A 22,931-nucleotide genomic window follows, 5' to 3' on the forward strand; every position below is an offset into this window, starting at 1 on the left:
TGTCCGAGGGGGGACTTGAACCCCCACGTCCGTTAATAGGACACTAGCACCTCAAGCTAGCGCGTCTGCCATTCCGCCACTCGGACTTGCCTGCCCCCATTTCCTGGGTGCTGCAAAAGATTAACCGATGAACCGCCACGGCCCAAATCGCCCCTCTCACCTGAGCGTTTCCGCCTGCCCGGTGGTAGGAAAGTGGAGTGCCAACTACACAGGAAACCCCAGGCCAGGGTCGCGCCGAAGCCGAAGTCGTGGATCTCGTCAGTTCACTGATCCGCTTCGACACGTCCAACACCGGAGAGCTCGCGACGACGAAGGGCGAGCGCGAGTGTGCGGAGTGGGTGGCGTCCCAGCTGCAGGAAGTGGGCTACGAGACCGAATATGTGGAGTCGGGCGCACCGGGCCGCGGCAACGTCTTCGCGAGGCTGAAGGGTTCGGACCCCGACCGCGGCGCGCTGTTGCTGCACGGTCACCTCGACGTCGTCCCCGCCGAACCGGCCGATTGGCGCGTCCACCCGTTCTCCGGAGCCGTCGAGGACGGCTACGTGTGGGGTCGCGGCGCCGTCGACATGAAGGACATGGTCGGGATGATCCTGGCGGTCGCCCGCCAGTTCAAGGCGGAGGGCATCGTTCCTCCCCGCGACCTCGTGTTCGCGTTCGTCGCCGACGAGGAGGCCGGTGGCAAGTACGGCTGCCAGTGGCTGGTCGAGAATCGTCCCGATCTGTTCGAGGGGGTCACGGAAGCAGTCGGGGAGGTCGGCGGTTTCTCCCTGACCGTCGCCCGCCCGGACGGCACGGACCGCAGGCTCTATCTCGTCGAGACCGCGGAGAAGGGCCTCGGATGGATGCGGCTGACCGCGAAGGGGCGGGCCGGGCACGGTTCGTTCCTGCACGGCGACAACGCCGTCACCATCCTGGCGCAGGCGGTCGCCCGGCTGGGGGCGCACACCTTCCCCCTGGTCATCTCCGATTCGGTGGCCGAATTCCTCCAAGCGGCCGGGGAGGAGACCGGACTCGACTTCGACCCGGCCTCGCCCGACCTCGACGGCACCCTCGCGAAACTCGGCACCATCGCCAACATCCTCGGTGCCACGCTCCGCGACACCGCCAACCCGACCATGCTGTCCGCCGGCTACAAAGCCAACGTCATCCCGCAGACCGCGGAGGCCGTCGTCGACTGCCGGATCCTGCCCGGCAGGCAGGCCGAGTTCGAGGCGACGGTCGACGAGCTCATCGGACCGGACGTCCAGCGCGAATGGATCACGAAGCTCGACTCCTACGAGACCACGTTCGACGGGCACCTGGTCGACGCCATGAACGACGCCATCCTCGCCCACGACCCCGGCGCCCGCACCGTGCCCTACATGCTGTCGGGCGGAACCGACGCCAAGGCGTTCGCGAAGCTCGGCATCCGGTGCTTCGGATTCGCACCGCTGCAATTGCCTGCCGACCTGGATTTCAGCGCTCTGTTCCACGGCGTCGACGAACGGGTACCGGTGGACGCACTACTGTTCGGTACACGCGTGCTGGAACATTTTCTGCTCCACAGCTGATCGAAAACCGATACGCGACAAGAGAGGAACCGCATGTCACACGACCCGTACGAGGCACTGCCCGACCTGCCGAGTTTCGAGCTGACCTCCACCGACGTCACCGACGGGCAGCCGCTGAACAAGGAACAGGTCAGCGGAATCTTCGGCGCCGGCGGCCACGACAACTCACCCCAGCTGTCGTGGTCGGGGTTCCCCGCCGAGACCAAGAGCTTCGCGGTGACGGTGTACGACCCCGACGCGCCGACGGCGTCCGGATTCTGGCACTGGGCGGTCGCGAACATCCCGGCCGACACGACGACGTTGGTGAGCGGCGCAGGCGACGACGAGGGAACCGGGCTCCCGGCCGGTGCGATCACGCTGAGGAACGACGCCGGACTGAGCCGCTTCCTCGGCGCTGCCCCGCCGGCAGGTCATGGGCCGCACCGCTACATCATCGTGGTCCACGCGGTCGACGTGGAGACCCTCGACGGGGTCACGGCCGACTCGACGCCGGCGTTCCTGGGGTTCAACCTGTTCTCCCACGGGATCGCCCGCGCGAAGATCCAGGGGACGTACGAGCAGTAACTCCAGTAGTTCGGGAACAGACGAGTGGCCGGCGAATCCTCGGGATTCGCCGGCCACCGGTCTCGGTGCGGGTTTTGTCAGCGCACGGCGCCGGCGCCGACCGCATCGGCGACGGAGGCGTAGCCGGCCTCGCGCACCTTCCGGGCCAGTCCCTTGTGGATGCGGCGAGCCCAGAACGGGCCGCCGTAGATGAAGCCGGTGTACCCCTGCACGAGGGACGCCCCGGCCAGGATGCGTTCCCACGCCTGGTCGACCGTCTCGATGCCGCCGACGGAGATCAGCACCAGACGATCCCCGACGCGCGCGTGCAGGCGGCGCAGGACCTCGAGCGATCGTTCCGCGACCGGAGGGCCGGACAAGCCGCCCGCGCCGATCGCGGTCACCTCGTCGTCCGGGGTGTTCAGCCCGTCCCGGCGGATGGTGGTGTTGGTTGCGACGATGCCGGCGAGGCCGAGTTCGAGGGCGAGATCCGCGACCGCGTCGACGTCGTCGTCGGACAGGTCCGGAGCGATCTTCACCAGCACCGGGACGGTCACGGTGTCGAGAACCGCACGCAGCAGCGGCCGGAGAGATTCGACAGCCTGTAGGTCGCGCAGTCCCGGGGTGTTCGGTGAGCTGACATTGACCACCATGAAATCGGCGAGCGGGCCGAGCAGTTGCGCGCTCGCCGTGTAATCGGCGGGGGCGTCCGCGGCGTCGACGATCTTGGTCTTGCCGATGTTCGCGCCGATCGGGACACCGGCCCGGCGCTGACGCAGATGGTTGGCCGCGTTGCCTGCGCCGTGGTTGTTGAACCCCATCCGGTTGATCAGGGCGCGGTCCGCGGGCAGCCGGAACAGGCGGGGGGCGGGGTTGCCGGGCTGCGCCTGGGCGGTGACGGTGCCCACCTCGGCGAACCCGAATCCGAGAGGACCCCAGGCGTCGACGCCGGTGGCGTCCTTGTCGAATCCGGCGGCCAGCCCGAGCGGCGCCGGGAAGTCGAGTCCGAACACGGTGTTCCGCAGAACCGGATCGTCCACCACGAGAACCCTGCCGACGAGTTGGCGCAGCGGCGAGAACCGCGTGACCAGGCGCATCGCAGCGAAGGCCAGGTGATGAATGCGCTCCGGAGGAAGGCGGAACATCACCTGTAGGAGCAGGTGGTACAAGGAGGTCTCCCTAGATTGCGGGGTCGGGGACATGGTGAGCGGTCTTCCTTCGTTTGAGCAGAACCCGGCGGCTTCCGTCGGAGTACAGGCGAACCCGCGACAGCTCCCAGCCGCCGAATTCCGCCTGGAGGGCCAAGCGCATCGATGCGCTGACGCGGGTGACGTCGGGTGGCAGCCGAAGCGGCACGTACTCGTAGTCCTCGGATTCGATCTCCCACCCGGAGGGGAGTCGACGTGAATGCGATGCCATCTACGAACTCCTAGTCGGGATCTGCTGCAAGCCGTCTCCCGTCGCGGATCCGATCAGGAGGTCACCGTTCACGGTATCTACAGTGACAGAATTCGGCTGCCGGACGGTGGGATACCGGGCCGTTTCCACGCCGACACCGCTGGACAGGTCGAATCCGACCACCTCGTTGGTTCCGGTCAGCGTGACCCACGCCCGGTCGGCGGTGTCGTCGTAGGCGACGGCGTACGGCGCGAGTCCGGCCGGGAACCGCTGGCGGAGCATCAGTGTGTCGGTGGTGTAGGCGAGCAGTTCGTCGCCGGTCGTGTCGGTGACGAGGATCCGCCCGTAGTGGTCGGTCGTGAGTTGCGTCGCGCCTTCACCGGCGCGCAGCGCGACGCCGAGCGCGGAACCCGGGACGTCGACGGCGGTGACGGACGTCTGACCGCGGTCGAGGGCGGTCAGCGAGTCCCCGACGACGGCCAGCCCGTCGACGGAGGTGAGGCCGTCGATCACCTGTGATTCGTTCGTCTCGGTGTTCACGATGTGAATCTCGCCATTGCCCAGGCCCATCGCCAGCCGGCCGTCGGGCAACTGGGCGACCGAACGGACATCGCCGTCGGCGGGGACGAACGTCACCTCGCCCGTGCGCAGGTCGAGCCGTCCTACCTGCGTGTTCATCGCGAGAAGGGCCACACCGCCGGGAGCGAGGGACACCTGGGCGACGGCCCCGTCCAGCGGAATCGTGCGCGGAGCCGCCGTGAAATCGCCGGCCGGGAACAGCAGGATCTCGTTGCCTTCGCCGCCGAGGACGACGGTCGTGCGGGTCTCGGGGTCGAAGGTGGTCGAATCGATCGGCAGGCCGACGGGGTGGACGACACCCGCGGGCGCGGTGCTCTGCGCCGGGGACTGCGCGGCAGTCGCGGGCGCGATCGTGATCGCCTGATCCTCGTCGGAGTTCGACGAACAACCCGTGACCAGCAGAAATGCCGCTCCGATACACGAGGCGACGACGCGCGCTCCCGGTCTACCCATGTGCTGCTCCTCGGGGTTCTCTCAACGACCTACACCTGCACAACTGTCCACTAGCATCCCTGATCCGCGAAACGCCCACGAATTCGGTCGGTGCCGAGCGGGTGCCGAGGCGATACCGTGAGAAACATCGACCCCGCGCCCGGTGGTTTCCCGACCGCCGGCCCAGGTCATCGAGGAGCAGACCGTGGAAATACCCGAAACGCCGACGTTCACCGTCGAAGACATCTCGGTCGGACCGCACGCGCACGGCTTCGGCCGGACCGCCGAAGGGAACTCCTACGCATTCCGCGTGCGCAAGAGCACGATGCACGTCGAGGTCTACCGCGCCGACGTGGAAACCGAGGTCCCGGACCCGGACGACATCGTGGCGTCGGCGCGGCGCTCGGTCCGGGAGATCGACCTGACCGACGAGCGCAGCATCGTCGCCGTCGTGCGGGACGCCGTGTCCCATCCCGATTCCCTGGCGGCGGGGCCGCCCGATTCCCGGATGGCGAGTACGGAGGACGGCATCACCGTGCGTGCGGTCCTCAGCCGTCTGGGGGCGGTCATCGACGGACTGTGACCGTCGGCCGCTAGCGGTGGTCGCGGCGGGGGAGGACGAGGGTCACGCCGGTCACCGGGTGCGCGATGACCTCGACGGGGTGTCCGTAGACCCGGGTCAGCAAGTCTTCGGACAGGACGTCGCGGGGAGGCCCGTCGGCGGCGACTCGGCCCTGCTCGAGGACCACGATCCGGTCCGCGTACGCGGCGGCGAGCGCGAGGTCGTGGAGCACGACCACCACCGCGGTGCCCCGCTCCGCGCGGGAGCGGGCGAGACGCATCACCGTCTCCTGATGACCGAGGTCGAGGGCGGCAGTGGGCTCGTCCAGCAGGATGGTCTCGGTGCGCTGCGCCAGCACGCGGGCCAGCGCCACGCGGGCCCGTTCGCCGCCTGACAGCGCGGTGAACGGACGTTCGGCGAACGCCACGACGTCACAGATCCGCATGGCCTCGGCGATCGCGGCGTCATCGTCGTCGGTGCGGGGTGTGCGCGCCCACGGGGACCGGCCCATCGTGATCACCTGACGTGCGGTGAACGAGAATCCGACCGTGTTCTGCTGGGGGAGGACCGCCCGTCGCTGGGCCATCTCGAGCGCCGTCCACTCGCCGAGGTCCCGGTCGTCGAGGTGCACGCTGCCCGCGTGCACGCCCTGATCACCGGACAGCGCCGCGAGGAGCGTCGACTTGCCCGCCCCGTTGGGGCCGACGAGAACGAGGACCTCCCCGATCCGCACGTCCACGGACACGTCGTCGAGCACAGGTCTGCCACCGCGGGTGACGGCGATGCCGTCCGCGCGCAGCGTCACGGCCCCCGAGGGCCGCGGTGGGGGCACCGGATCGGTCCGCCGGAACAGGTTCTGTTCGAGGGCCTCGCCGACGCGGGTGCGGAACGACGGACTCATGCCCACCCGCCCTGACTGGCCCGGGTGCGGCGCAGCAACCAGAAGAAGAAGGGCCCGCCGACGAGGGCCGTGAGCATGCCGAGGGGGAGGTCCGCATTGGTCACGAGCGACCGGGCACCAAGGTCGGCGAGCAGCAGCACGAGGGAACCGCACAGAGCGCTCGCGGGAATCAGGGCTCGGTGGCCCGGGCCGACGGCGATCCGCATCAGGTGTGGGACCACCAGTCCGACGAACAGGATGATGCCGGTGAATGCCACGCTGGAGGAGACGAGCAGGGCGACGATCAGCACCGCGATCTGACGCAGCCGTTCGACGTCGAGGCCGAGGTGCCGGGCCGCGTTCTCGCCGAGCGAGAGCAGGTCGAGTTTCCCGGCGATCAGCATGGTGGCCGCGATCCCGGCGACCGTCATCGGCGCCACCACCGCGACCGCGCTCCACGTGGCCCCGTTGAGGCTGCCCAGTTGCCAGAAGACGATCTGATCGCGCGCCGCGGGGGACGCGACGAACGTGAAGAACGCGATGAGGCCGCCTGCGAACGCGTTGACCGCGACACCGGTCAGGACGAGGGTGACGACCTCGGTGCGGCCCTCGTGCCGGGCCAGGAGGTACACGGCGACGGTCGTGACCAGTCCGGCGACGAAGGCGGCCGCGGCCACCGTCCACCCGGCCGCGAACGCGCCGCCGACGACGATCGCGGCGCTGGCACCGACCGCGGCACCTGCGGACACCCCGATGACGCCGGGTTCGGCGAGCGGGTTGGCGAACACACCCTGCAGCAACGCTCCCGCGCATCCGAGTGCCGCCCCCACCAGGATGGCGAGGATCACCCGCGGGAATCGGACCTCCCACAGCGTCACCTCACCGCTGGGGTGCGCGGGCATCGGCCCGAGATCCAGCCCGATGCGGTGCAGGATGCTGCCGACGACCTCCCCGGGGCCGGTCGGCACCTGACCGATGCAGGCCGAGAGCACGGCGGCGACGGCGAGGGCGATCAGCAGACCGCCGAGGACGGCACCGGTCCGGTTGCGTGACGAGGGCTTACCAGGAGCGTCGAGGTCTTCGACCGTCATGGAGTGGCGGCCGGGTAGACGGCGTCGGCCAGGGCGCCGAGGACGCGACCGGTGTTGGGGCCGAAGCTCAGCAGCACCCCGTCCTGCATGTCCACGACCCGCTGGTTCCGGCCTGCCGGTGTCTGCGCCACCCCGGGGATCTTCTCCAGGCCGTCGATCCCGCCGATCGATTCGAGTCCACCGGTCATCATGAGGAGCACGTCGGGGGCGGCGGCGATCAGTGCCTCGCTGGTGATCGGGGCGAACTGCTGCGTGATCCCCGAGGCGGTACCGGCGTCGACGGCGCCGAGCGCGTCGATCAGGGAATCGGCACCCGATCCCGGGCCGCCGATCATGGTGATCGCGGTGCCGCGCAGATAAAGGAACGCGATCTTCAGCGGATTCTCGCCCTGGGGCGCGCGACTGCGGGCCGCCGCGATCTCGCTCTCCGTGCGGGCCGCGAGTTCCCGGCCCTGCTCCGGCACCCCGAGCGCATTCGCCACCGCGGTGATCTGGCCGGGCACGCCGTCGAGGGTGCGCGTCGGATCGAAATAGACGACCGGCACCCCGGCGGCCCGCAATTGGTCCTGCACCGCCTGCGGACCGATACTGGTGTCGGTGAGGATCACCGTCGGCGCCAGGTCGAGGATGGCCTCGGCGTTGAGGGACTGCCCGCCCGGGGTGACCACCGGCACGTCCTGCGCGGCCGGGAACTCGGACGCGATGTCGCGGCCCACCACGTTGTCGCCGAGCCCGAGCGCAAACACCGTCTCGGTGAGCGTTCCGTAGCGGTCCGCGGTCACGATCCGGCTCGCGTCCGTGATCGTCACGTCCACCCCGTCGAAACTGCGGACCGTGACGGGCAGCGCCGGTGTCGCCGGGGACGCGAGCGGTTCCGGATCCAGGTTGTCGAGGACCGCCGTGCGCGCGCCGCCCGTGCCGCCGACGCTGTCGCCGGAACTGCACGCCGACACGGCCACCGCGGACACCACGAGCAGGATGAGAACGGCGAACAGCGACCTGTCCGCGCGGGCCCGGAACATCGAGCTCATCGTGCGCGGTACCGGTCGATGCCGGCTTCGAGGTCGGCGAACAGGGCGCCGTTGAGGCGGTACGCGAGGTTGACCTCGTCGATCACCCGCTGCTGGTCCTCCGGAGACAGCGGCGCCGCGTCGAGTTTCGCGCGGTAGGTGTCCTTGAACACCTTCGGTTTCGGGATCTCGTCGAAGATGTAGAACTGCAGGCCGTCGGTGCTGTACCCGTAGGCGCGCTCGAGCATGCGCCGGATGATCTGCCCACCCGACAGGTCGCCCATGTATCGGATGTAGTGGTGCGCAACGAAACCGGCGGGCGATTCGTATGCCACTTCGCGGAGCCGTTCCACGTACCGGGTGGTGGCGGGCAGGGCCGAGACGCTGTCCCGCCACGACGGCCCGCGCAGGAATGCGAGATCCGCTTCCAGCGACGGAACCCGCAACAGCTCGTCGTGGAGAAACGGCGACACGACGGGGCTGCCGGTGTGCGTGCGTCCGGCGTCCTCGAGTTCGCGGTAGACGAGGTACGTCTGCGCGAGCAGTTCGGCGTAGCCGTCGGAGGTGAGCTCACCGGCGAGGAGTGCCCCGACGAAGGGGGACTGCTCGGTCTCCCGGTGGGCGGCGTCCGTGCCCGCCTTGATGCGCTCGGCGAAGCCGACGGTTCCGCGGTCGGCCGCGTCGGCCTCGTTCAGCGTGGTCATGGACTCTCCTGCGGATCTACGGACGTCGGCCGGTGGGCACCAGGTTAGCCTGCCCTGCACGTGAACTGCAGGTGCACGTCCGCCGGCTCCCCGCTCGCGCTACGCGCTGACGTCGTCGAGCGCCGCCGCGATCGCGGCGGGCAGTTCCAGCTCCTCGGCGACGAGCACGCCGGTCAGCTGGGCGATGTCCCTGGCCCCGACAACCGCGCTCGCGACGCCGGGACGGTCGCGTGCCCAGGCGAGTGCGACCGCCAGCGGGGACGTGCCGAGACCGTCGGCCGCGGTCACGACCGCATCGACCACCCGCACGGACGAGTCGGTGAGGTAGCTCTGGACGTCCTGCGCGTGCGCTTCGTCGGCGCCGCGGGAATCGACGGGGATGCCGTTGCGGTATTTGCCGGTGAGCACCCCGCGGGCCAGCGGCACGGCCGCGAACACCCCGACGCCGTGATGGGCGGCGGCCGGAACGAGCTCTTCCTCGACACCCCGGGCGAGGAGCGAGTACTCCACCTGGGTGGCGACGAGCGTGGTGCCCCGGGACGCGCCTGCCGCCGTGGCCAGCTGCCAGCCCAGGTAGCCCCTTGCCCCGACGTACCGGACCCGGCCGCTGGATACCGCGAAATCGAGTGTGGCGGCGATCTCGTCGACCGGCGTGAACGGATCCCACGTGGCGACCTGCCACATGTCCAGGTAGTCGGTGCCGAGCTCGCGCAGGGTCGCGTCGAGCTGGGCGACGAGTCCCCGTCGCGAGCAGTCGATTCGCGAGGGTCCCGCCGGGTTGATGCCCGAACTCGAGCTCAGGACGAGTTCCGTGCGCGGCACCACGTCGTCGAGCAGTTCCGCCAGGATCCGCTGCGCCGCACCGTCGCCGTACGCGGGGGAGGTGTCGACGAGCGTTCCGCCCGCATCGACGAACGCCGCGATCTGCGCGGCGGCCTCGTCGCCGTCGGTGTCCCGACCCCAGGTGAGCGTGCCCAGGCCGAGACGTGACACTCGCAACCCGCTTGCTCCGACCGATCTCTGTTCCATAACCGCCTGCGTCTCGTACCGTAGCTGCAACCCCGGCATCCCCGACGATGCTGGTGCCCCCCGGGAACGGCCACCACAGGAGCAGAGTAGTGGGGTTCCGCGTGGCAGGGGGCCTGCCACGCCGGATTCTGCCGGAGCACACCCACCCCGGTACCGTGGCGCCGGTGAATTACGAACGCGACATGGGAAATTGGCGTCAGAGCGGCACATTCGGCCCCGGGACCGGTGAGTGATGGGCGAGGCGATGACCTGGCTCCAGGCGATTGTCCTCGGTGCCGTCCAGGGGTTGACCGAGTTCCTGCCCATCTCCTCGTCCGGCCATCTCCGGATCGTGTCCGAGGTCTTCTTCGGTGACGACGCCGGTGCGTCCTTCACCGCCGTCACCCAGCTCGGCACCGAAGCGGCCGTGCTCATCTACTTCGCCCGCGACATCGGACGGATCATCGCCGGCTGGTTCCGGGGCCTGTTCCACGCCGAGCATCGCAGTGACCTCGATTACCGGATGGGCTGGTATGTGATCATCGGCACGATCCCGGTGGGTGTGCTCGGGTTCCTGTTCAAGGACCAGATCCGCACCGGCGCCCGCAACCTGTGGCTGATCGCCACCATGCTGATCGTGTTCGCGTTCGTCATCGCGGCCGCCGAGTACTACGGGCGGAAGGTGCGTCCCGTCGAGGATCTGCGCGCCAAGGACGGCATCATCATGGGTTCGGCCCAGGCGCTCGCCCTGATCCCGGGGGTCTCGCGGTCGGGCGGCACGATCAGCGCCGGCCTCTTCCTCGGACTCACCCGTGAAGCCGCGGCCCGCTATTCGTTCCTCCTCGCCATTCCCGCGGTCGTCGCATCCGGGCTGTTCAGCCTGCCGGATGCGTTCGAACCGGCCGGTGAGGGTCTCAACGCGAGCGGCCCGCAGCTCTTCGTCGCGACCGCGATCGCCTTCGCCATCGGCTACGCGTCGATCGCGTGGCTGCTGCGTTTCGTCGTCGACCACTCCATGTACTGGTTCGTCGGCTACCGCATCATCCTCGGCGTCATCGTCCTGTCGCTTCTCGCGACCGGCGTCGTGTCGGCCACCTGAGATCGGGCGGTCGGGGAGTGCGCGACACTAGGCTGGGCCAATGACAGTTGTGCTGCTGCGCCATGGGCGGTCGACCTCGAACACTGCACACACGCTTGCCGGCCGGTCGCCGGGAGTCGAACTCGACGACCGCGGTCGCGAGCAGGCGCAGGCGATCGTGGCCCGGCTCGCGGACGTGGTGATCGAGGAGATCGTGCACTCACCGCTTCTTCGGTGCGAGCAGACGGTGGAACCGCTCGCCCGGGCACGGGGCCTGACCCCGGTGGTGGAACATGGGCTGGTCGAGGTCGACTACGGCGAGTGGACCGGTCGGGAGCTGAAGGTCCTGCTCGAGGAACCGCTGTGGAAGATCGTGCAGCAGCACGCGTCCGCCGCAGTGTTCCCCGGCGGCGAAGGGCTCGCCCAGGTCCAGGCGCGGGCCGTCGCCGCGGTCCGGGAGCACGACGCCCGGCTCGCGGAACTCCACGGCCGCGACGTCGTGTGGGTGGCCTGCTCGCACGGTGACGTCATCAAGTCGGTCCTCGCGGACGCCCTCGGCGCACACCTCGACGGATTCCAGCGGATCGTCGCCGAACCCGCCTCCATCAGCGTCGTCCGGTACACCTCCACCCGCCCCTACGTGTTGAAGATGAACGACACCGGGGCCGATCTGTCAGGGGTGAACGTCCCCCCGGCGTCGGGAGACGGCGCCCGGGCCGAAGTATCCGGATCGGTGCCCGGCGGGGAGGTCCGGTTGTGACGATTAGGCGGACCCCGCCGGTAGCGATTAGGCGGACCCCGCCGGTAGCGATTAGGCGGACACCGCCGGGAACGATTGACGGATAATGAACGCAGCATGCTGCGAGGAACAGTCCGAGACGGAACAACGAGTGGGCAGCGCCGCAGTAGGGCCCGGCTCCAGCTGAAGGAGGTGCAATGTCACGCGCAATTCACGTATTCCGCACTCCTGACCGATTCATTGCCGGGACGGTGGGTGAACCCGGCGACAGGTCGTTCTATCTCCAGGCAGTACACGAGGCGCGAGTGATCAGCGTCCTGCTGGAGAAACAGCAGGTACAGGTCCTGGCCGACCGGATGGGACTCCTCCTCGAGGAAGTGCACCGCAGGTTCGGGACGGACGTTCCTCCGGAAGGGGCCGAACTCGACGACGCCAGCCCACTCGTCACTCCGATCGACGCCGAGTTCCGGGTCGGGACGATGGGCCTGGGCTGGGACGCGGACGCCGGAGCCGTCGTCGTGGAACTGCTCGCCGTCAGCGAGACGGAATTCGACGAGTCCGTCGTGCTCGACGACTCTGAGGACGGACCGGACGCCGTGCGCGTGTTCCTCACCCCACTGCAGGCGAGGGACTTCTCCCTGCGGTCCGAACGGGTCATCGCCGCCGGTCGCGCACCGTGCCCGCTGTGCGGTGAGCCGCTCGCCCCGGAGGGACACATCTGCATCCGCACCAACGGGTACCGCCGCGGCCAGAGCTTCGGACTCACCCCGGAAATGGACGAGGAGGACTGACGGTTGCCTGCCGAGGAGTCCGATCCCCTGGAGTCCGGCGAGCTGACCCTCATCGGCCAGATCACCCACGCCAGCAACGCCACCCTGGTCTGCGACGCGGCCGCGGGTGAGAACACCGTCCGCTGCGTGTACAAACCCGTCCGCGGGGAACGCCCGCTGTGGGATTTCCCGGACGGCACGCTCGCTGGACGTGAGGTTGCGTCGTATCTCGTGTCCGAGCAGCTCGGGTGGGGTGTGATTCCTCGCACTCTGCTGCGGGACGGTCCGTTCGGCCCGGGGATGGTGCAGCGGTGGATCGACACCCCGGACCGGCACGCCGACGACACCGGCGGTCTCGATCTGGTCGACATCTGCGCCCCCGACGCCGTCCCCGCGGGGTGGTTCGAGATCCTGCGCGCCACCGACATGGACGGCGAACCGGTCGCGCTGATCCACGCGGACGACCCGCGGCTGCAGCGGATGGCCGTCCTCGACGTGCTGATCAACAACGCCGACCGCAAGGGCGGCCACGCGCTCGAGGGTCTCGACGGGTCCGTCTACGGCGTCGACCACGGCATCTGCCTGCACACGGAGAACAAACTGCGGACCGTGCTGTGGGGGTGGGCCGGGACGGAGGTGCCGGGCGCCCTCGTCGTCGACATCGCCGAACTCATCTCCTCGCTGGAGGGCGACTTCGGTGCGCGGCTCGGCGAGCACATCACGTCCGACGAGGTCGCCGCGCTGTACGAGCGCGCCGTGGATCTGCTCGCCGCACCCGTGATGCCCCGGCCGAACGGTCACCGGCCCATCCCGTGGCCCGCGTTCTGAGCGACCCGTTCGGAGCCCGGCGGGCGGCGGCTCCCTCCGAGGCGGAAACGCGGGTCCATTAGGCTCGCTGTCATGCAGTCTTGGTCCGAAACCGCTGTCCCGTCCGTTCCAGGCCAGGGGCCTCCGCTGCGGTTGTTCGACACCGCCGACCGGCAGGTGCGCCCCGTCACTCCCGGACGCACGGCCACGATGTACGTGTGCGGTATCACCCCCTACGACGCGACCCACCTCGGTCACGCCGCCACGTACCTGACGTTCGATCTGGTGAACCGGATCTGGCGTGACGCCGGGCACGACGTGCACTACGTCCAGAACGTCACCGACGTGGACGACCCGCTGTTCGAGCGCGCCAACCGCGACGGCGAGGACTGGGTCGTCCTCGGCATGCGCGAGACGGCACTGTTCCGCGAAGACATGGAAGCCCTCCGGGTGATTCCCCCGCGCGACTACATCGGCGCGGTGGAATCGATCGGCGAAGTGATCGAGATGGTCGAGAAGTTCGTCGCGTCCGGCGCCGCCTACGTCGTCGACGACGCCGAATTCCCCGACGTGTACTTCCGCGCCGACGCGACGGAACAGTTCGGGTACGAGTCCGGCTACGACCGCGCGACGATGGACAAGTTCTTCGCCGAACGCGGCGGCGACCCCGACCGCCCCGGCAAGCAGAACCCGCTCGACGCGCTGGTGTGGCGCGCGGTCCGGCCGGGTGAGCCGTCCTGGCCGTCGCCGTTCGGTCCCGGGCGTCCCGGCTGGCACATCGAGTGCTCGGCCATCGCCCTCAACCGCATCGGTTCGGGTTTCGACGTCCAGGGCGGCGGCAGCGACCTGATCTTCCCGCACCACGAGTACTCCGCGGCGCACGCCGAGTCGGCCACGGGTGACCGTCGGTTCGCACGGCACTACGTGCACACCGGCATGATCGGTCTCGACGGCGAGAAGATGTCGAAGAGCCGTGGCAACCTCGTGTTCGTGTCGAAGTTGCGCGGCGAGGGCGTCGATCCGGCCGCTATCCGCCTCGGACTGCTGTCCGGGCACTACCGGCAGGACCGTCCGTGGACCGAGCAGGTACTCGCCGACGCCCACACCCGGTTGCAGTTGTGGAAGGACGCCGCCGCACTCGAGTCGGCGCAGTCGGCCACCGACACGATCGCCCGGCTGCGCCAGCATCTCGCGGACGACCTCGACACCCCGAAGGCGCTCGACGCCCTCGACGGCTGGGCCCGCCGCGCCCTCGACAACGGGGGTTCCGACACCAACGCGCCGAGCGAATTCGCCGCGGCGGTGGATGCCCTTCTCGGTGTGCGGCTTCGCCGCCCGTGAGTACTTGTTAACCGCCCGCGGTTAACAAGTACTCACGGGTCAGGCGAACTCGAGCGCACCCTCCGCGGGCGTCGGGACGCGCCGGCGGAGGGGCGAACCGAGCGCCTGCGCAAGGTCGGTGCCGTCGTGCTCGGCGAGTAGTTCACCGTCGGACCACACGAGCAGGGTGGCGCTGACGCTCTGCTCGGCCGTCGAGTGCGCCAGGTCGTAGTGCGCGCAGCCCGGCACGCCGCCGTATGTGATCCACAGGTCGAACCCGGTCATGAACAGGTCGAGGTCGAATTGGACGCTGAGGCCGAGCAGTTCGGCCCGGCCGTTGTCGTCGACGCCGGCGAACGCTTCGTCCAGTGCGAGCAGCCGCGGGGCGTGCGGGTCGGCGGAGTCGAGCATGACGTGTGCTGCGGCGAACAGCGGCAGGTGCAGCGAGACGGACTGCTCGCCGCCGGAGAGTGCGCTGTGCCGGGCGACCGTCAGCCTGTCTTCGTTGCCGTTCCCGCTGATCAGGGTGAACGAGAACACCCGCCACCGCCGGTAGTCGAGGGCGGACGCCAGGATCTCCGGGTACGACCGTTCAGGGTGGGCGGCGCGGGCGGTCCTGATCTGGTGGGCGAAGTGGGCGCGCATCGTGGCGAGTTCGTCCGGGCCCAGCGCCGAGGTGTCGCGCTCGAGCAGTTTGGAGATGGCCTTCGCGCTGTCGTCGAGGTTGTCGGCGAGGACCCAGTGGACGCCGATGGTGTTGCCGGACGACATCCGCCGCTCCCGCATCTCGGTGCCCATCCGGGCGATGAGTTCGCGGGCGTCGACGGTGCGTTCGTGGATCTGCTGGGCGAGACCGGTGAGCAGCGCGTCCTCCAGGATGCGACGCTCGGATTCGGTGAGCAGCAGTTCCTGATCGGAGCGCGCGGATGCGATGCGGGCGGCGAACTCGCCGATCGACGAGTACCCCTCGTCGTCCTGCACCTGGACCACCGTCAGGCCGTCCGGCGCGTCCCACTGCAGCCGGTAGTCCTGGCCGGCGGCCGCGAGTTGTGCGTCGAAGTCCTGCAGCGCGGTGGTGAGCGCGGTTCGCGTCGACTTGCGTGCCGAGTCGCTGACCCGCACCGATTCGGTGGCGCCGTCCAGCGCGCGGAACAGCGCGTCCGCTTCGGGCGGCAGGATCGGGATGTCCTGGTCGGCGTTCTGGATCCGGTACACCAGTTGTTCGGCGCTCATCCACGCCGCCGCACTGGCCGGCCACGTGTGGCCGCCGTCGACGCCGAGGAGTTCGAGCAGGTCGCGCCGGGCGTACGGCGCGAGGTGGGCGGCGTCGGCGTGGGTTTCGGTGAGCGCCAGCCGGAGCGTCTGGACGGCGGTGTTGTACGCGCCCTCGGCCTTGCCGATGCCCTCGCCCGCATCCTTGTCCGCCTTGCGGGCGTCGCGCTGCTCCTTCTTGCACGCCTCGATCCGCGCGTGCGCTTCCTCGAGTTGCCGGTCCAGTTGCTCGGCTCCTGCGCCTAGCGTGTCGCGGAGCGTTTCGAGGCGCTGGATCTGTTGCGCGAGGACCTCTTCGGCGACGGCGGCTTCCTCCGCGAATTCCTCCGCGTTGCCGCGCGCCTCGTGCAGCCGGTCCTCGGACTGGTGCGTGTGCTCGACCTCCTTGCCGTGTTCGCGCCTGCACCGCTGCACCATCTCGCCCTGCTTCTCGAAATGCCGCACTGCCGCGGCGAGCGAGTCGATCTCGCGGGCGACGTGGGGAGTCCGGTGCGTGGATGCGGTGGCCCGGAGTTGCTTTTCCTTCGAGGACAGGTCGGCGATGGCCTGGTCGAGTTCGCGGCCGACGGCTGTCGCGGTGTCGGTGCGGCTGCGGAGCGCGCCTGCCGATTCGGTGACCTTCTTCAGCGCGGTGAGGATCGATCCGGTGCGGGGCAGGGACTGTGCCGCCACGGTCGTCCGCGTCAGCAGCGCTGCCGCCGCATCCGCTGATGCCGTTGTGTCCTCGAGCCGCGCCCGGGTTTCCTCCAGCGTCCTGTCGAGTTCGGTGATGCGGGCGGCACGCCTGCGGGCCCGCGCGGTGGTTCCGATGTACTCCGCATCCGATTTCGAGTGGCGTCCCCGCTGGATCCCCTGGCGGTACGCCCCGTCCCCGGCGACGCCCACCGGACCCTCGGCGAGGTCGAGGGATTCGAGCGCGATGGATTCGAGGATTCCGCGCACGCGGTCGTCGGGGACACCCGCGTCCTGCTCGACGTCGAGAACGTCGGCGAGGGTCCTGCCGGTGGGCCGGTCCGCGGCGGGGAGGGCCACGAGGAAGTGTTCGGATTCGACGTCGGGGAGCCCGTCGTCGACCGTGACCCAGCCGTCGAGGAGATTCGCGGCCTCCAGTGCGGCCTCGATTCCCGCCGCGACGGCGGCGTCGACACCGTCGGCGAACCGGACCAGACGCCAGAGCGGCGCACCGGTCAGCCCGGACCGCGCGTCGTGCCTGGCCGCCGGGAGCGGCGGGGCGTCGTCGTGCTCGGATTCGATTGCCGCGCGAGCCGATTCGTGTTCGGCGATCGACTCGGCCGCGTCGGCGGCGTCCCGGTCGTACTGCTGACGACGCAGCCGGAGTGCATCGACGGCGTCCGTGGTCTGCTCCGTCAGCGTCTCCGACAGGGTGGCGGCGTCGTCGTCGCCGATCCCGCGGAGGGTGGTGTCCAGTGCGTCGAACAGCGCGGCGGGCGCCTCGATCTCGGCGTAGAGGGACGAGTGCTCCGCCCACCAGGAGCGGAGGTCGGTGGCGCATCGGCTGCGGGCCGATTCGACCGCGGTCTCGGCTTCGAGGACGGCCACCTTCGCGGTGTCGAGTTGCTCCTGGCCGCGACGTGCCGCGTCGTCGGCGCGCGTCCGTTCGGTGGCGGCCTTCTCGACGGTGACGAGCGCGGCCCGGACCGCGCGAAGGTCGCCGTCGCGCTCCTCGGCGTGCCCGCGCAGCGCCGCGGTCAACTGGTCGGCGCGCGCGTCGTCGGGGAGTGCGGTCCAGGTGATTCCGGCGTCCTCGGCGGCGGCGTGAAGTTCGTCCTCGGCGTGGGCGAGGGCCTCGACTGCGCGGGTGACGGCGTCGCCGGCCTTCGCGTGCTCCTCGGACCGCTGTTCGAGGGTCGCCTTGGCCTTGCGGGCCTTCTCGGCCTGCAGTTCCGTCGACTTCTCGAGCGTCGACACGGCCTGCGCCAGGTCGTCGAGTTGCGTACGCCCCTCGTAGGCGGTCGACCGCTTCAGTGCGTCCAGGGTGGCGTTGGCCTGGTCGAGTGCGCGGTCGGCGGCGGTGAAGCGTTCTTCGGCGGCCTCCCGGCTCGCCTGGCTGCGCGCCCGGTCGGCCGCCGCCCCGTGGAGGGCGGTGATGCCGGACCGCACCGCGTCGAGACGGGTCGCGAGCTGGTCGACGTCGGTACGCGCCTGCTGGCGAAGGTATTTCGCGTACACGCCGACGAAGCTCTGCGCCGCCTGGTCCGCCGCCGCCAGCCCTTCGAGTGCCCGGCCGACCTCCTCCATGTCGCTGAACGAGCGCGCCGCCTCGAGGACGAGTTGTTCGTCGAGGGGGCGCAGACCGTCGGTGAGCGCCTGCGACAATCCCTTGGGGTCGAGGTTCTTCGCGAGCTGGGGGCGGCGCAGCGTGAGGATGAGGTTGATCAGCTGGTCGTAGCGCTGGACACCGAGCCCGAACATCCGTGCGTCGATGGCGGCGCGGTAGTCGAGCGGCCGGTCGGTGATGGAGTCGGTGCCGATCTGCTCGCCGAGTTGCTTCTTCGTGAGTGGACGGTCGTCGCTGCCGAGCAGGGAGAAGTCGACGCCGACCCGGCCGTCGGCCACGAAGTACCAGCGCGTGACCTTGTCGTTGGTGCGGGAGGCACGCATGCCGATGCCTACGGTGACGGCCTCGGGGTCGTCCTTCGCGCCGCGGCAGAACTCCATCCAGACATACGAGTACGCGCTCTCCTGTCCGCGGTACAGGAGGTTCGACTTCATGGTCCGTTCCTCGCCGGCGAACGGGTTGAGGCGGCGCGGTTCGATCCTGCCGTCGAGGACGAACGGGAACAGCACCTCGAGCGCCTTGGTCTTGCCGGAACCGTTGGGGCCGCGGAGAACGAGGCGGCCGTCGGCGAAGGAGAACTCCTGATCCCGGTAGTCCCAGAGGTTGATGATCCCGGCTCGGGTGGGCCGGAAACGCGCACTCGTCATGCTGTGATGTCCTCGCTGTCGTTCGCTGAGCTCTGGAACAGGTCGATCTCCGGTGTGCGGTCGCGGATCGTGACCACCACACCCCGGTAGCGGGCGAGCGCCGGGAGCGCGAGCACGCCGCCCGGCACCGCCGCGGTGAGGCGCAGCCGCTCGAGCAACGCCAGCGCGGCGCGGCCCAGGCCGTCCGGGTCGGCCTGCCACCCGGCGGCGAACGTGCGCCCGAATCTGTCGGTCAGGGTCCGGACGGTGTCGGTGATCCACTCGTCCTCGACGACCGGGAACAGCCGGTCGGCGGGGGCGGGCTGCTCGGGTTCGACTCCGTCGTGGCCTGCCAGGCTGTCGAAGATCCCGGACTGCGGAATCGCGCTGTCGACCTGTTCGAGCAGGTCTTCGGACCGGCCTCGCGGCAGCGGCATCCGGGCCGTCTCCGGGGTGTCGGGATCCAGGACACGATCGGCGATCTCCCCGGCGAGCAATAGCGCGACCTGCGCGACCGTCCCCGTCCCGGGGAACCGGACGTCGGAGAGCCGCCCGGACGAGTCGATCATCGCGACACCCTCTTCGCGCCGTTCCGCGACCAGTCCGGTGAGCAACTCGACATCGGCTGCGGTGCGGGGGAGCGCGAGTTGCACCAGTTCGTGGTCGTCCAGGTCGGCGGCGTAGACGACGGGCCGTTCGACGAGAGCACGCCGGACGCGCCGCGTCGTCTCCTTCACGTCGACCGTCCGGGACGTCCCGAACTCCGCCGTGTCGTCGTCGGTCACCGAATCCGCGCCTGCGAGCAGACCGCGAATGGAGCGGAGATGCTGCAGTGCGCGCGGCGGCCGGAACAGGGCGATGACGACGGACCGGTCGATGTCGTAGAGCGCTTCGCCCGCATCGGGATTGGCGGCCCAGCCGCCCGCGTCGCCGTCGGCGAGGGCGATCGCGCCGCGGGCCGCGAGCCAGCCGACGGCGTCGACGAACGCGTCCCGGTCGGACGCGCGTTCGGTGGACAGGTCCACCCCGTCGACCTGCGCGGCGTCGGCGGCGACGTGATCGGCGAGTTCGGACAGGGTGATCTGGTTGCCGGCGCGACCCAATGCGGCCAGCGCCAACGCGAGGTAGGCGTAGCGGTACCGGTCGAACGTGCGGTCGGTGGCCGTCTTGGCCGGGGTCCCGGCGTCGAGTCGGTCGCTGACCGTGAACAGGCGGGCTGTCGTCTCGGTGACCTCGAGCCGGTACCCGAACAGCGTCATCAGATCTTCGCGCAGTTCGGTGGCCCACCGGCGGAGCAGGGGAAGCGCGATCCGATCCGGATAGGTCTGCGTCACCAGATGATTCGACAGGATGACACGGGCGGCGCGCTGATACGAATCGAGGGCGAGCGGTGAGATCTCCCGTGCCTTCACCGAACGCTCACCTGCAGTCCGTCGAGGTGCAGACGTCCTCGGGCGGTGTGCACCACCGTCGATTCGCTGTGCGGGCTGAGGGTGAGCTTCACGCCGTTCTCCGATCCGGTGCTGCTCTTGACGCGGCCGCTGACCGGTACCCGCGCCGTCAGTGCGGCGTTCAGCAGGCTCAGCAGCACGTCGGTTTCGGACTCGTCGAGTTCCCGCTCGTAGACTCCGCCCCTGGCGAGCGATTGGGCGGCGGCCGCGCGAAGTCGTTGTGCGGTCAGCTGTTCCTCCCGCAGGCGGCGCACGCTGCCCTCGTTGCGCTGCACCCGCGCGGGCAGACCGGGGGACGGGGGACGTCCGGTCTCGGCCAGTGTGCGGGAGATCTCCACGGGCTGCGCCTCCCACCACGACCGGGTGTCGGGGATGATGTCGGCGTCCGGATGCACCATCGAGAGGTGGCGCGGACGCCCGAGGTCGAACACGGCCTGGAACAGGGCGTGCGCGGCGTCCTCGTTCGGAGTCGCAGCGAACCAGCCTGCGAGGTGCCGCAATTGGCTCTCCCTGCTGACGCCGCCCTTGCGGGTCTCGGTGACGCGGCGCAACAGCGACAGGACGGCGGCGATGGCGCTCATCGTGCCCTCGCGCAGGCGTTCCGACTCGCTCGGACCCGCCTCGCTCCCGACGAACCAGTGCGTCAAACCGGCCCACCGGGCGCGCCAATCGGCTTCGCGCTCTTCGACATCGAGGAACACCCGCTCGTCGCTGGCGGCGGCCCGCGCCACCATCGACTCGACGCCGGTGTCTTCCACGAGCGCGATGGCCGCGGCGAGCTTCGGCGCATACCGCGACAGGTCGGAGCTGAACTCGCGCATGTGTGTGAGGAGAGCGTCCTTGTGGGACATGAACGTCTCGGGGGTGATCTCCGTGGTGCGGACGAGGTCGCCCAGGGTCAGATAGAACTGGGCTGCGCGTCCGGCCATGTCGGACAGCGTCGCGTCGAGTCGGTTGAGTTTCCTGTACACCAGGTCGTTGTCGGCGGCGCGATTCGCCGCGGCCAGGTCGTTCATGTCGGCGAGGAGGTCGGGGAGCGCCAGCCGGGACAGCGACGCGTCGTCGAGCCGGGCCGCGAGTGCGTCCTCGACGGCCCGGAACACCTGGTAGCCAGCCTGACTGAATTGATACACGAAATGCCGGTTCCGGTACTCGGCGAGCGTCGCGGCGCGCGTTCCGTCGTAGCTGCGCTCGAGTACTTCCCAGACGTGGAGTTGCTCGAGCAGGGGAGTGACGTCGCCGGCGCCGAGTTGCCCGGCCGGGTCGTCGCCGGCGAGGCCGTCCAGGATGCGGGCGACGTCGCCCGCGTGGAGCAGCACGATGTAGTTGGCGCGGGCGTGATCGAAGGCCCGCAGCACCCACAGGTACTCCGCCCGCTTCTCCGCGGTGGCGAAGGAGAACAGTTTCAGCCGGTCGTCCCGGAGCGGGGGAGCGACCGCCGGACGTGCGGCGCGCAGCCCCGACGGGGACCGACCTGGATCGCTGCCTGATTCACTCACCGTGACAGGTTATGCGGTCGTGCAGCGGTCGAGCGAACGCCGTGCCGACCTGCGCCGACATCTCCCGACGAGCGAGGCGGGAAATCAGAGGACGAACAGCACGAAGACGATCGCGACCAGCACGAGCGCCAGCCCGACCGCCGCGGCGACGAGCCAGGACGCCCGGGAGGCGTTGTCGGATTCGTCCCCGGACTGCTCGACGGCGCGCGGTTCCGGCGGCGTCGCGACCGCCGTTCCGCCGGACGCCCGTGCGGGGGAGGTGCCCACCGCCGCGGCGGGCGCGGGGTTCTGCGTGCGGGTGGCGGGCCGGTTCGGGGTTGCGGAGGTCGACGGCACCGGTTCGCCGACGACGGCGTCGATCACCTCGGTGACGTCGTACGACGGCGGCAGGCCGATCGGGGTCACCTTGTGCGTGGTCGGATTGAACCCGGCGGCGCGGATGGCCGCACCGAGCGCCGAGGTCTGCTCGGGGCCCGGGCCGACGACGCACCGGACGTCGAACTTCTCGCCGATCGTGGCCGCGAATCCGTGAACGGCCGCGGAGTCCCTCGCGATCAGGCCGTCGCCCGTGACGACCACGGCATCGAGGTTGCCGGGCAGCCAGCCGAACGCACCGAGCGCGGTCGCGATCTGGGCCGTCGGGGAGCCCCCCGAGGAGAACCGGAACGCCTTGCCTGCCTCCACACCCGAGCGGATCAGCGCGACCGTCGATCCCGTGTCGTCGACGTGGTAGATGCCGACCAACTGCCCGGGGCGCTCGGCGATCTCGGATTCGAACCAGGCCGCGGCGGCTTCGGCGTCCGAGACCAGGGACAGGTACGACATGTCGGCGTAGTCGAGCGCGTCGCGGAGCGCTGCGACCGCGGCCGAGTCCCAGCGGGTCGGGTAGGTGGCCATGATGTCGGGGGCGCCGCCCGTCCGGCCGCCGTGGTCGGGGAGAGGTTCGCACTCGCGGAGCAGGCATCGCATCGCACCCGCGACCAGGTCTTCTGCGCGGTACCGCGATCCGTCGCCGACCGCGACACCGGCCGGGTCGCCGACGCGGGGAAGGAACCCCGACACGGTGTGGGTGTCGCCGATCATGTGCGGCGCCGATCCGCCGAGAATTGCGGTGCCGTCCGGGCACATGTGCAGGACGGTGTCGCGGACGATGACGACCGGATCCGGGGATCCTGGATCGTTCGACGCCACCACCGCGGTGGACACGACACTGCCGATCCTGAGCCCGACTCCCATGGACATGCAAGAACCCCTATTCGTGTTGCGAACGGATTGCGACTTCCGTCAGGCCCGTCCGACTCGGTCGGTGAGGC

Annotated in this window: 20 protein-coding genes and 1 tRNA gene; 8 read left to right on the forward strand and 13 right to left on the reverse strand. The window is 69.9% G+C overall.

What is annotated here, in order from left to right; translation table 11 throughout:
• A tRNA-Leu gene (locus JWS13_RS41760) sits at window positions 1–86 on the reverse strand.
• 111 nt (window positions 87–197) lie between these two features.
• Here JWS13_RS41760 and JWS13_RS41765 point away from each other — a divergent pair.
• The gene (locus JWS13_RS41765) at window positions 198–1,550 is read left to right on the forward strand and encodes a M20/M25/M40 family metallo-hydrolase (RefSeq protein ID WP_206010959.1); all 1,353 of its coding nucleotides are present in this window, start codon (window positions 198–200) and stop codon (window positions 1,548–1,550) included.
• A 33-nt stretch (window positions 1,551–1,583) separates the two neighbouring features.
• Window positions 1,584–2,114, forward strand: coding sequence for a YbhB/YbcL family Raf kinase inhibitor-like protein (locus JWS13_RS41770; protein ID WP_124395202.1), 531 nt, complete (start codon window positions 1,584–1,586; stop codon window positions 2,112–2,114).
• Between the two features lie 77 nt (window positions 2,115–2,191).
• Here the strand turns inward: JWS13_RS41770 and JWS13_RS41775 are convergent, their stop codons facing one another.
• From JWS13_RS41775 to JWS13_RS41785, 3 genes are read right to left on the reverse strand one after another with little or no spacing between them, the layout of a single operon-like run.
• Window positions 2,192–3,262, reverse strand: a complete 1,071-nt coding sequence (locus JWS13_RS41775; protein ID WP_206010960.1) for a quinone-dependent dihydroorotate dehydrogenase — start codon at window positions 3,260–3,262, stop codon at window positions 2,192–2,194.
• Window positions 3,263–3,272: 10 nt separating this feature from the next.
• Window positions 3,273–3,512 (reverse strand): DUF5703 family protein, encoded by a 240-nt coding sequence (locus JWS13_RS41780; RefSeq protein WP_087557015.1) that lies wholly within the window; start codon window positions 3,510–3,512, stop codon window positions 3,273–3,275.
• Window positions 3,513–4,523, reverse strand: coding sequence for an NHL repeat-containing protein (locus tag JWS13_RS41785; protein WP_124395200.1), 1,011 nt, complete (start codon window positions 4,521–4,523; stop codon window positions 3,513–3,515).
• A gap of 184 nt (window positions 4,524–4,707) precedes the next feature.
• Here JWS13_RS41785 and JWS13_RS41790 point away from each other — a divergent pair, with 184 nt between their 5' ends.
• The gene (locus JWS13_RS41790) at window positions 4,708–5,085 is read left to right on the forward strand and encodes a hypothetical protein (RefSeq protein ID WP_206010961.1); all 378 of its coding nucleotides are present in this window, start codon (window positions 4,708–4,710) and stop codon (window positions 5,083–5,085) included.
• A 10-nt stretch (window positions 5,086–5,095) separates the two neighbouring features.
• Here the strand turns inward: JWS13_RS41790 and JWS13_RS41795 are convergent, their stop codons facing one another.
• The 5 genes from JWS13_RS41795 to JWS13_RS41815 all read right to left on the reverse strand — a co-directional run bounded on the left by JWS13_RS41795 (window position 5,096) and on the right by JWS13_RS41815 (window position 9,778).
• Window positions 5,096–5,965, reverse strand: coding sequence for a heme ABC transporter ATP-binding protein (locus JWS13_RS41795; RefSeq protein ID WP_206010962.1), 870 nt, complete (start codon window positions 5,963–5,965; stop codon window positions 5,096–5,098).
• Window positions 5,962–7,035: a FecCD family ABC transporter permease gene (locus JWS13_RS41800; protein WP_206010963.1), complete on the reverse strand. Its 1,074-nt coding sequence runs from the start codon at window positions 7,033–7,035 to the stop codon at window positions 5,962–5,964. Before JWS13_RS41800 ends, JWS13_RS41795 begins: the two co-directional genes overlap by 4 nt.
• Window positions 7,032–8,066: a heme/hemin ABC transporter substrate-binding protein gene (locus tag JWS13_RS41805; protein ID WP_206010964.1), complete on the reverse strand. Its 1,035-nt coding sequence runs from the start codon at window positions 8,064–8,066 to the stop codon at window positions 7,032–7,034. Before JWS13_RS41805 ends, JWS13_RS41800 begins: the two co-directional genes overlap by 4 nt.
• Window positions 8,063–8,749: a biliverdin-producing heme oxygenase gene (locus tag JWS13_RS41810; protein ID WP_206010965.1), complete on the reverse strand. Its 687-nt coding sequence runs from the start codon at window positions 8,747–8,749 to the stop codon at window positions 8,063–8,065. The genes JWS13_RS41805 and JWS13_RS41810 overlap by 4 nt, the downstream gene beginning before the upstream one ends.
• A 99-nt stretch (window positions 8,750–8,848) precedes the next feature.
• Window positions 8,849–9,778 carry an aldo/keto reductase gene (locus tag JWS13_RS41815; RefSeq protein WP_087557010.1) on the reverse strand — a complete coding sequence of 310 codons (930 nt, stop codon included), beginning with the start codon at window positions 9,776–9,778 and terminating at the stop codon, window positions 8,849–8,851.
• Window positions 9,779–10,010: 232 nt separating this feature from the next.
• On the opposite strand from JWS13_RS41815, the gene JWS13_RS41820 reads away from it, so the two are divergent.
• The 5 genes from JWS13_RS41820 (at window position 10,011) to mshC (ending at window position 14,492) form a co-directional block, all read left to right on the forward strand.
• A complete protein-coding gene (locus JWS13_RS41820) occupies window positions 10,011–10,856 on the forward strand; it encodes an undecaprenyl-diphosphate phosphatase (protein ID WP_124395193.1) in 846 nt (281 codons plus the stop codon).
• A 40-nt stretch (window positions 10,857–10,896) separates the two neighbouring features.
• Window positions 10,897–11,595, forward strand: coding sequence for a histidine phosphatase family protein (locus JWS13_RS41825; protein ID WP_206010966.1), 699 nt, complete (start codon window positions 10,897–10,899; stop codon window positions 11,593–11,595).
• Between the two features lie 176 nt (window positions 11,596–11,771).
• The gene (locus JWS13_RS41830) at window positions 11,772–12,365 is read left to right on the forward strand and encodes a DUF3090 domain-containing protein (protein WP_087557007.1); all 594 of its coding nucleotides are present in this window, start codon (window positions 11,772–11,774) and stop codon (window positions 12,363–12,365) included.
• Between the two features lie 3 nt (window positions 12,366–12,368).
• Entirely contained in the window at window positions 12,369–13,172 is an 804-nt protein-coding gene (locus JWS13_RS41835; RefSeq protein WP_124395191.1) for an SCO1664 family protein, read from the forward strand.
• Between the two features lie 72 nt (window positions 13,173–13,244).
• The gene (gene mshC / locus JWS13_RS41840) at window positions 13,245–14,492 is read left to right on the forward strand and encodes a cysteine--1-D-myo-inosityl 2-amino-2-deoxy-alpha-D-glucopyranoside ligase (RefSeq protein WP_206010967.1); all 1,248 of its coding nucleotides are present in this window, start codon (window positions 13,245–13,247) and stop codon (window positions 14,490–14,492) included.
• 39 nt (window positions 14,493–14,531) lie between these two features.
• Here the strand turns inward: mshC and JWS13_RS41845 are convergent, their stop codons facing one another.
• From JWS13_RS41845 to JWS13_RS41860, 4 genes are all read right to left on the reverse strand, one after another.
• Window positions 14,532–18,689 carry a TIGR02680 family protein gene (locus JWS13_RS41845; RefSeq protein WP_206010968.1) on the reverse strand — a complete coding sequence of 1,386 codons (4,158 nt, stop codon included), beginning with the start codon at window positions 18,687–18,689 and terminating at the stop codon, window positions 14,532–14,534.
• A complete protein-coding gene (locus tag JWS13_RS41850) occupies window positions 18,686–20,080 on the reverse strand; it encodes a TIGR02678 family protein (protein WP_206010969.1) in 1,395 nt (464 codons plus the stop codon). The genes JWS13_RS41845 and JWS13_RS41850 overlap by 4 nt, the downstream gene beginning before the upstream one ends.
• The gene (locus tag JWS13_RS41855) at window positions 20,077–21,528 is read right to left on the reverse strand and encodes a TIGR02677 family protein (RefSeq protein ID WP_206011921.1); all 1,452 of its coding nucleotides are present in this window, start codon (window positions 21,526–21,528) and stop codon (window positions 20,077–20,079) included. Before JWS13_RS41855 ends, JWS13_RS41850 begins: the two co-directional genes overlap by 4 nt.
• A gap of 174 nt (window positions 21,529–21,702) precedes the next feature.
• Window positions 21,703–22,860 (reverse strand): hypothetical protein, encoded by a 1,158-nt coding sequence (locus JWS13_RS41860; protein WP_206010970.1) that lies wholly within the window; start codon window positions 22,858–22,860, stop codon window positions 21,703–21,705.
• Between the last annotated feature and the right edge of the window lie 71 nt (window positions 22,861–22,931).

Origin of the sequence: Rhodococcus pseudokoreensis (assembly GCF_017068395.1) — a bacterium.
GTDB lineage: Bacteria > Actinomycetota > Actinomycetes > Mycobacteriales > Mycobacteriaceae > Rhodococcus_F > Rhodococcus_F pseudokoreensis.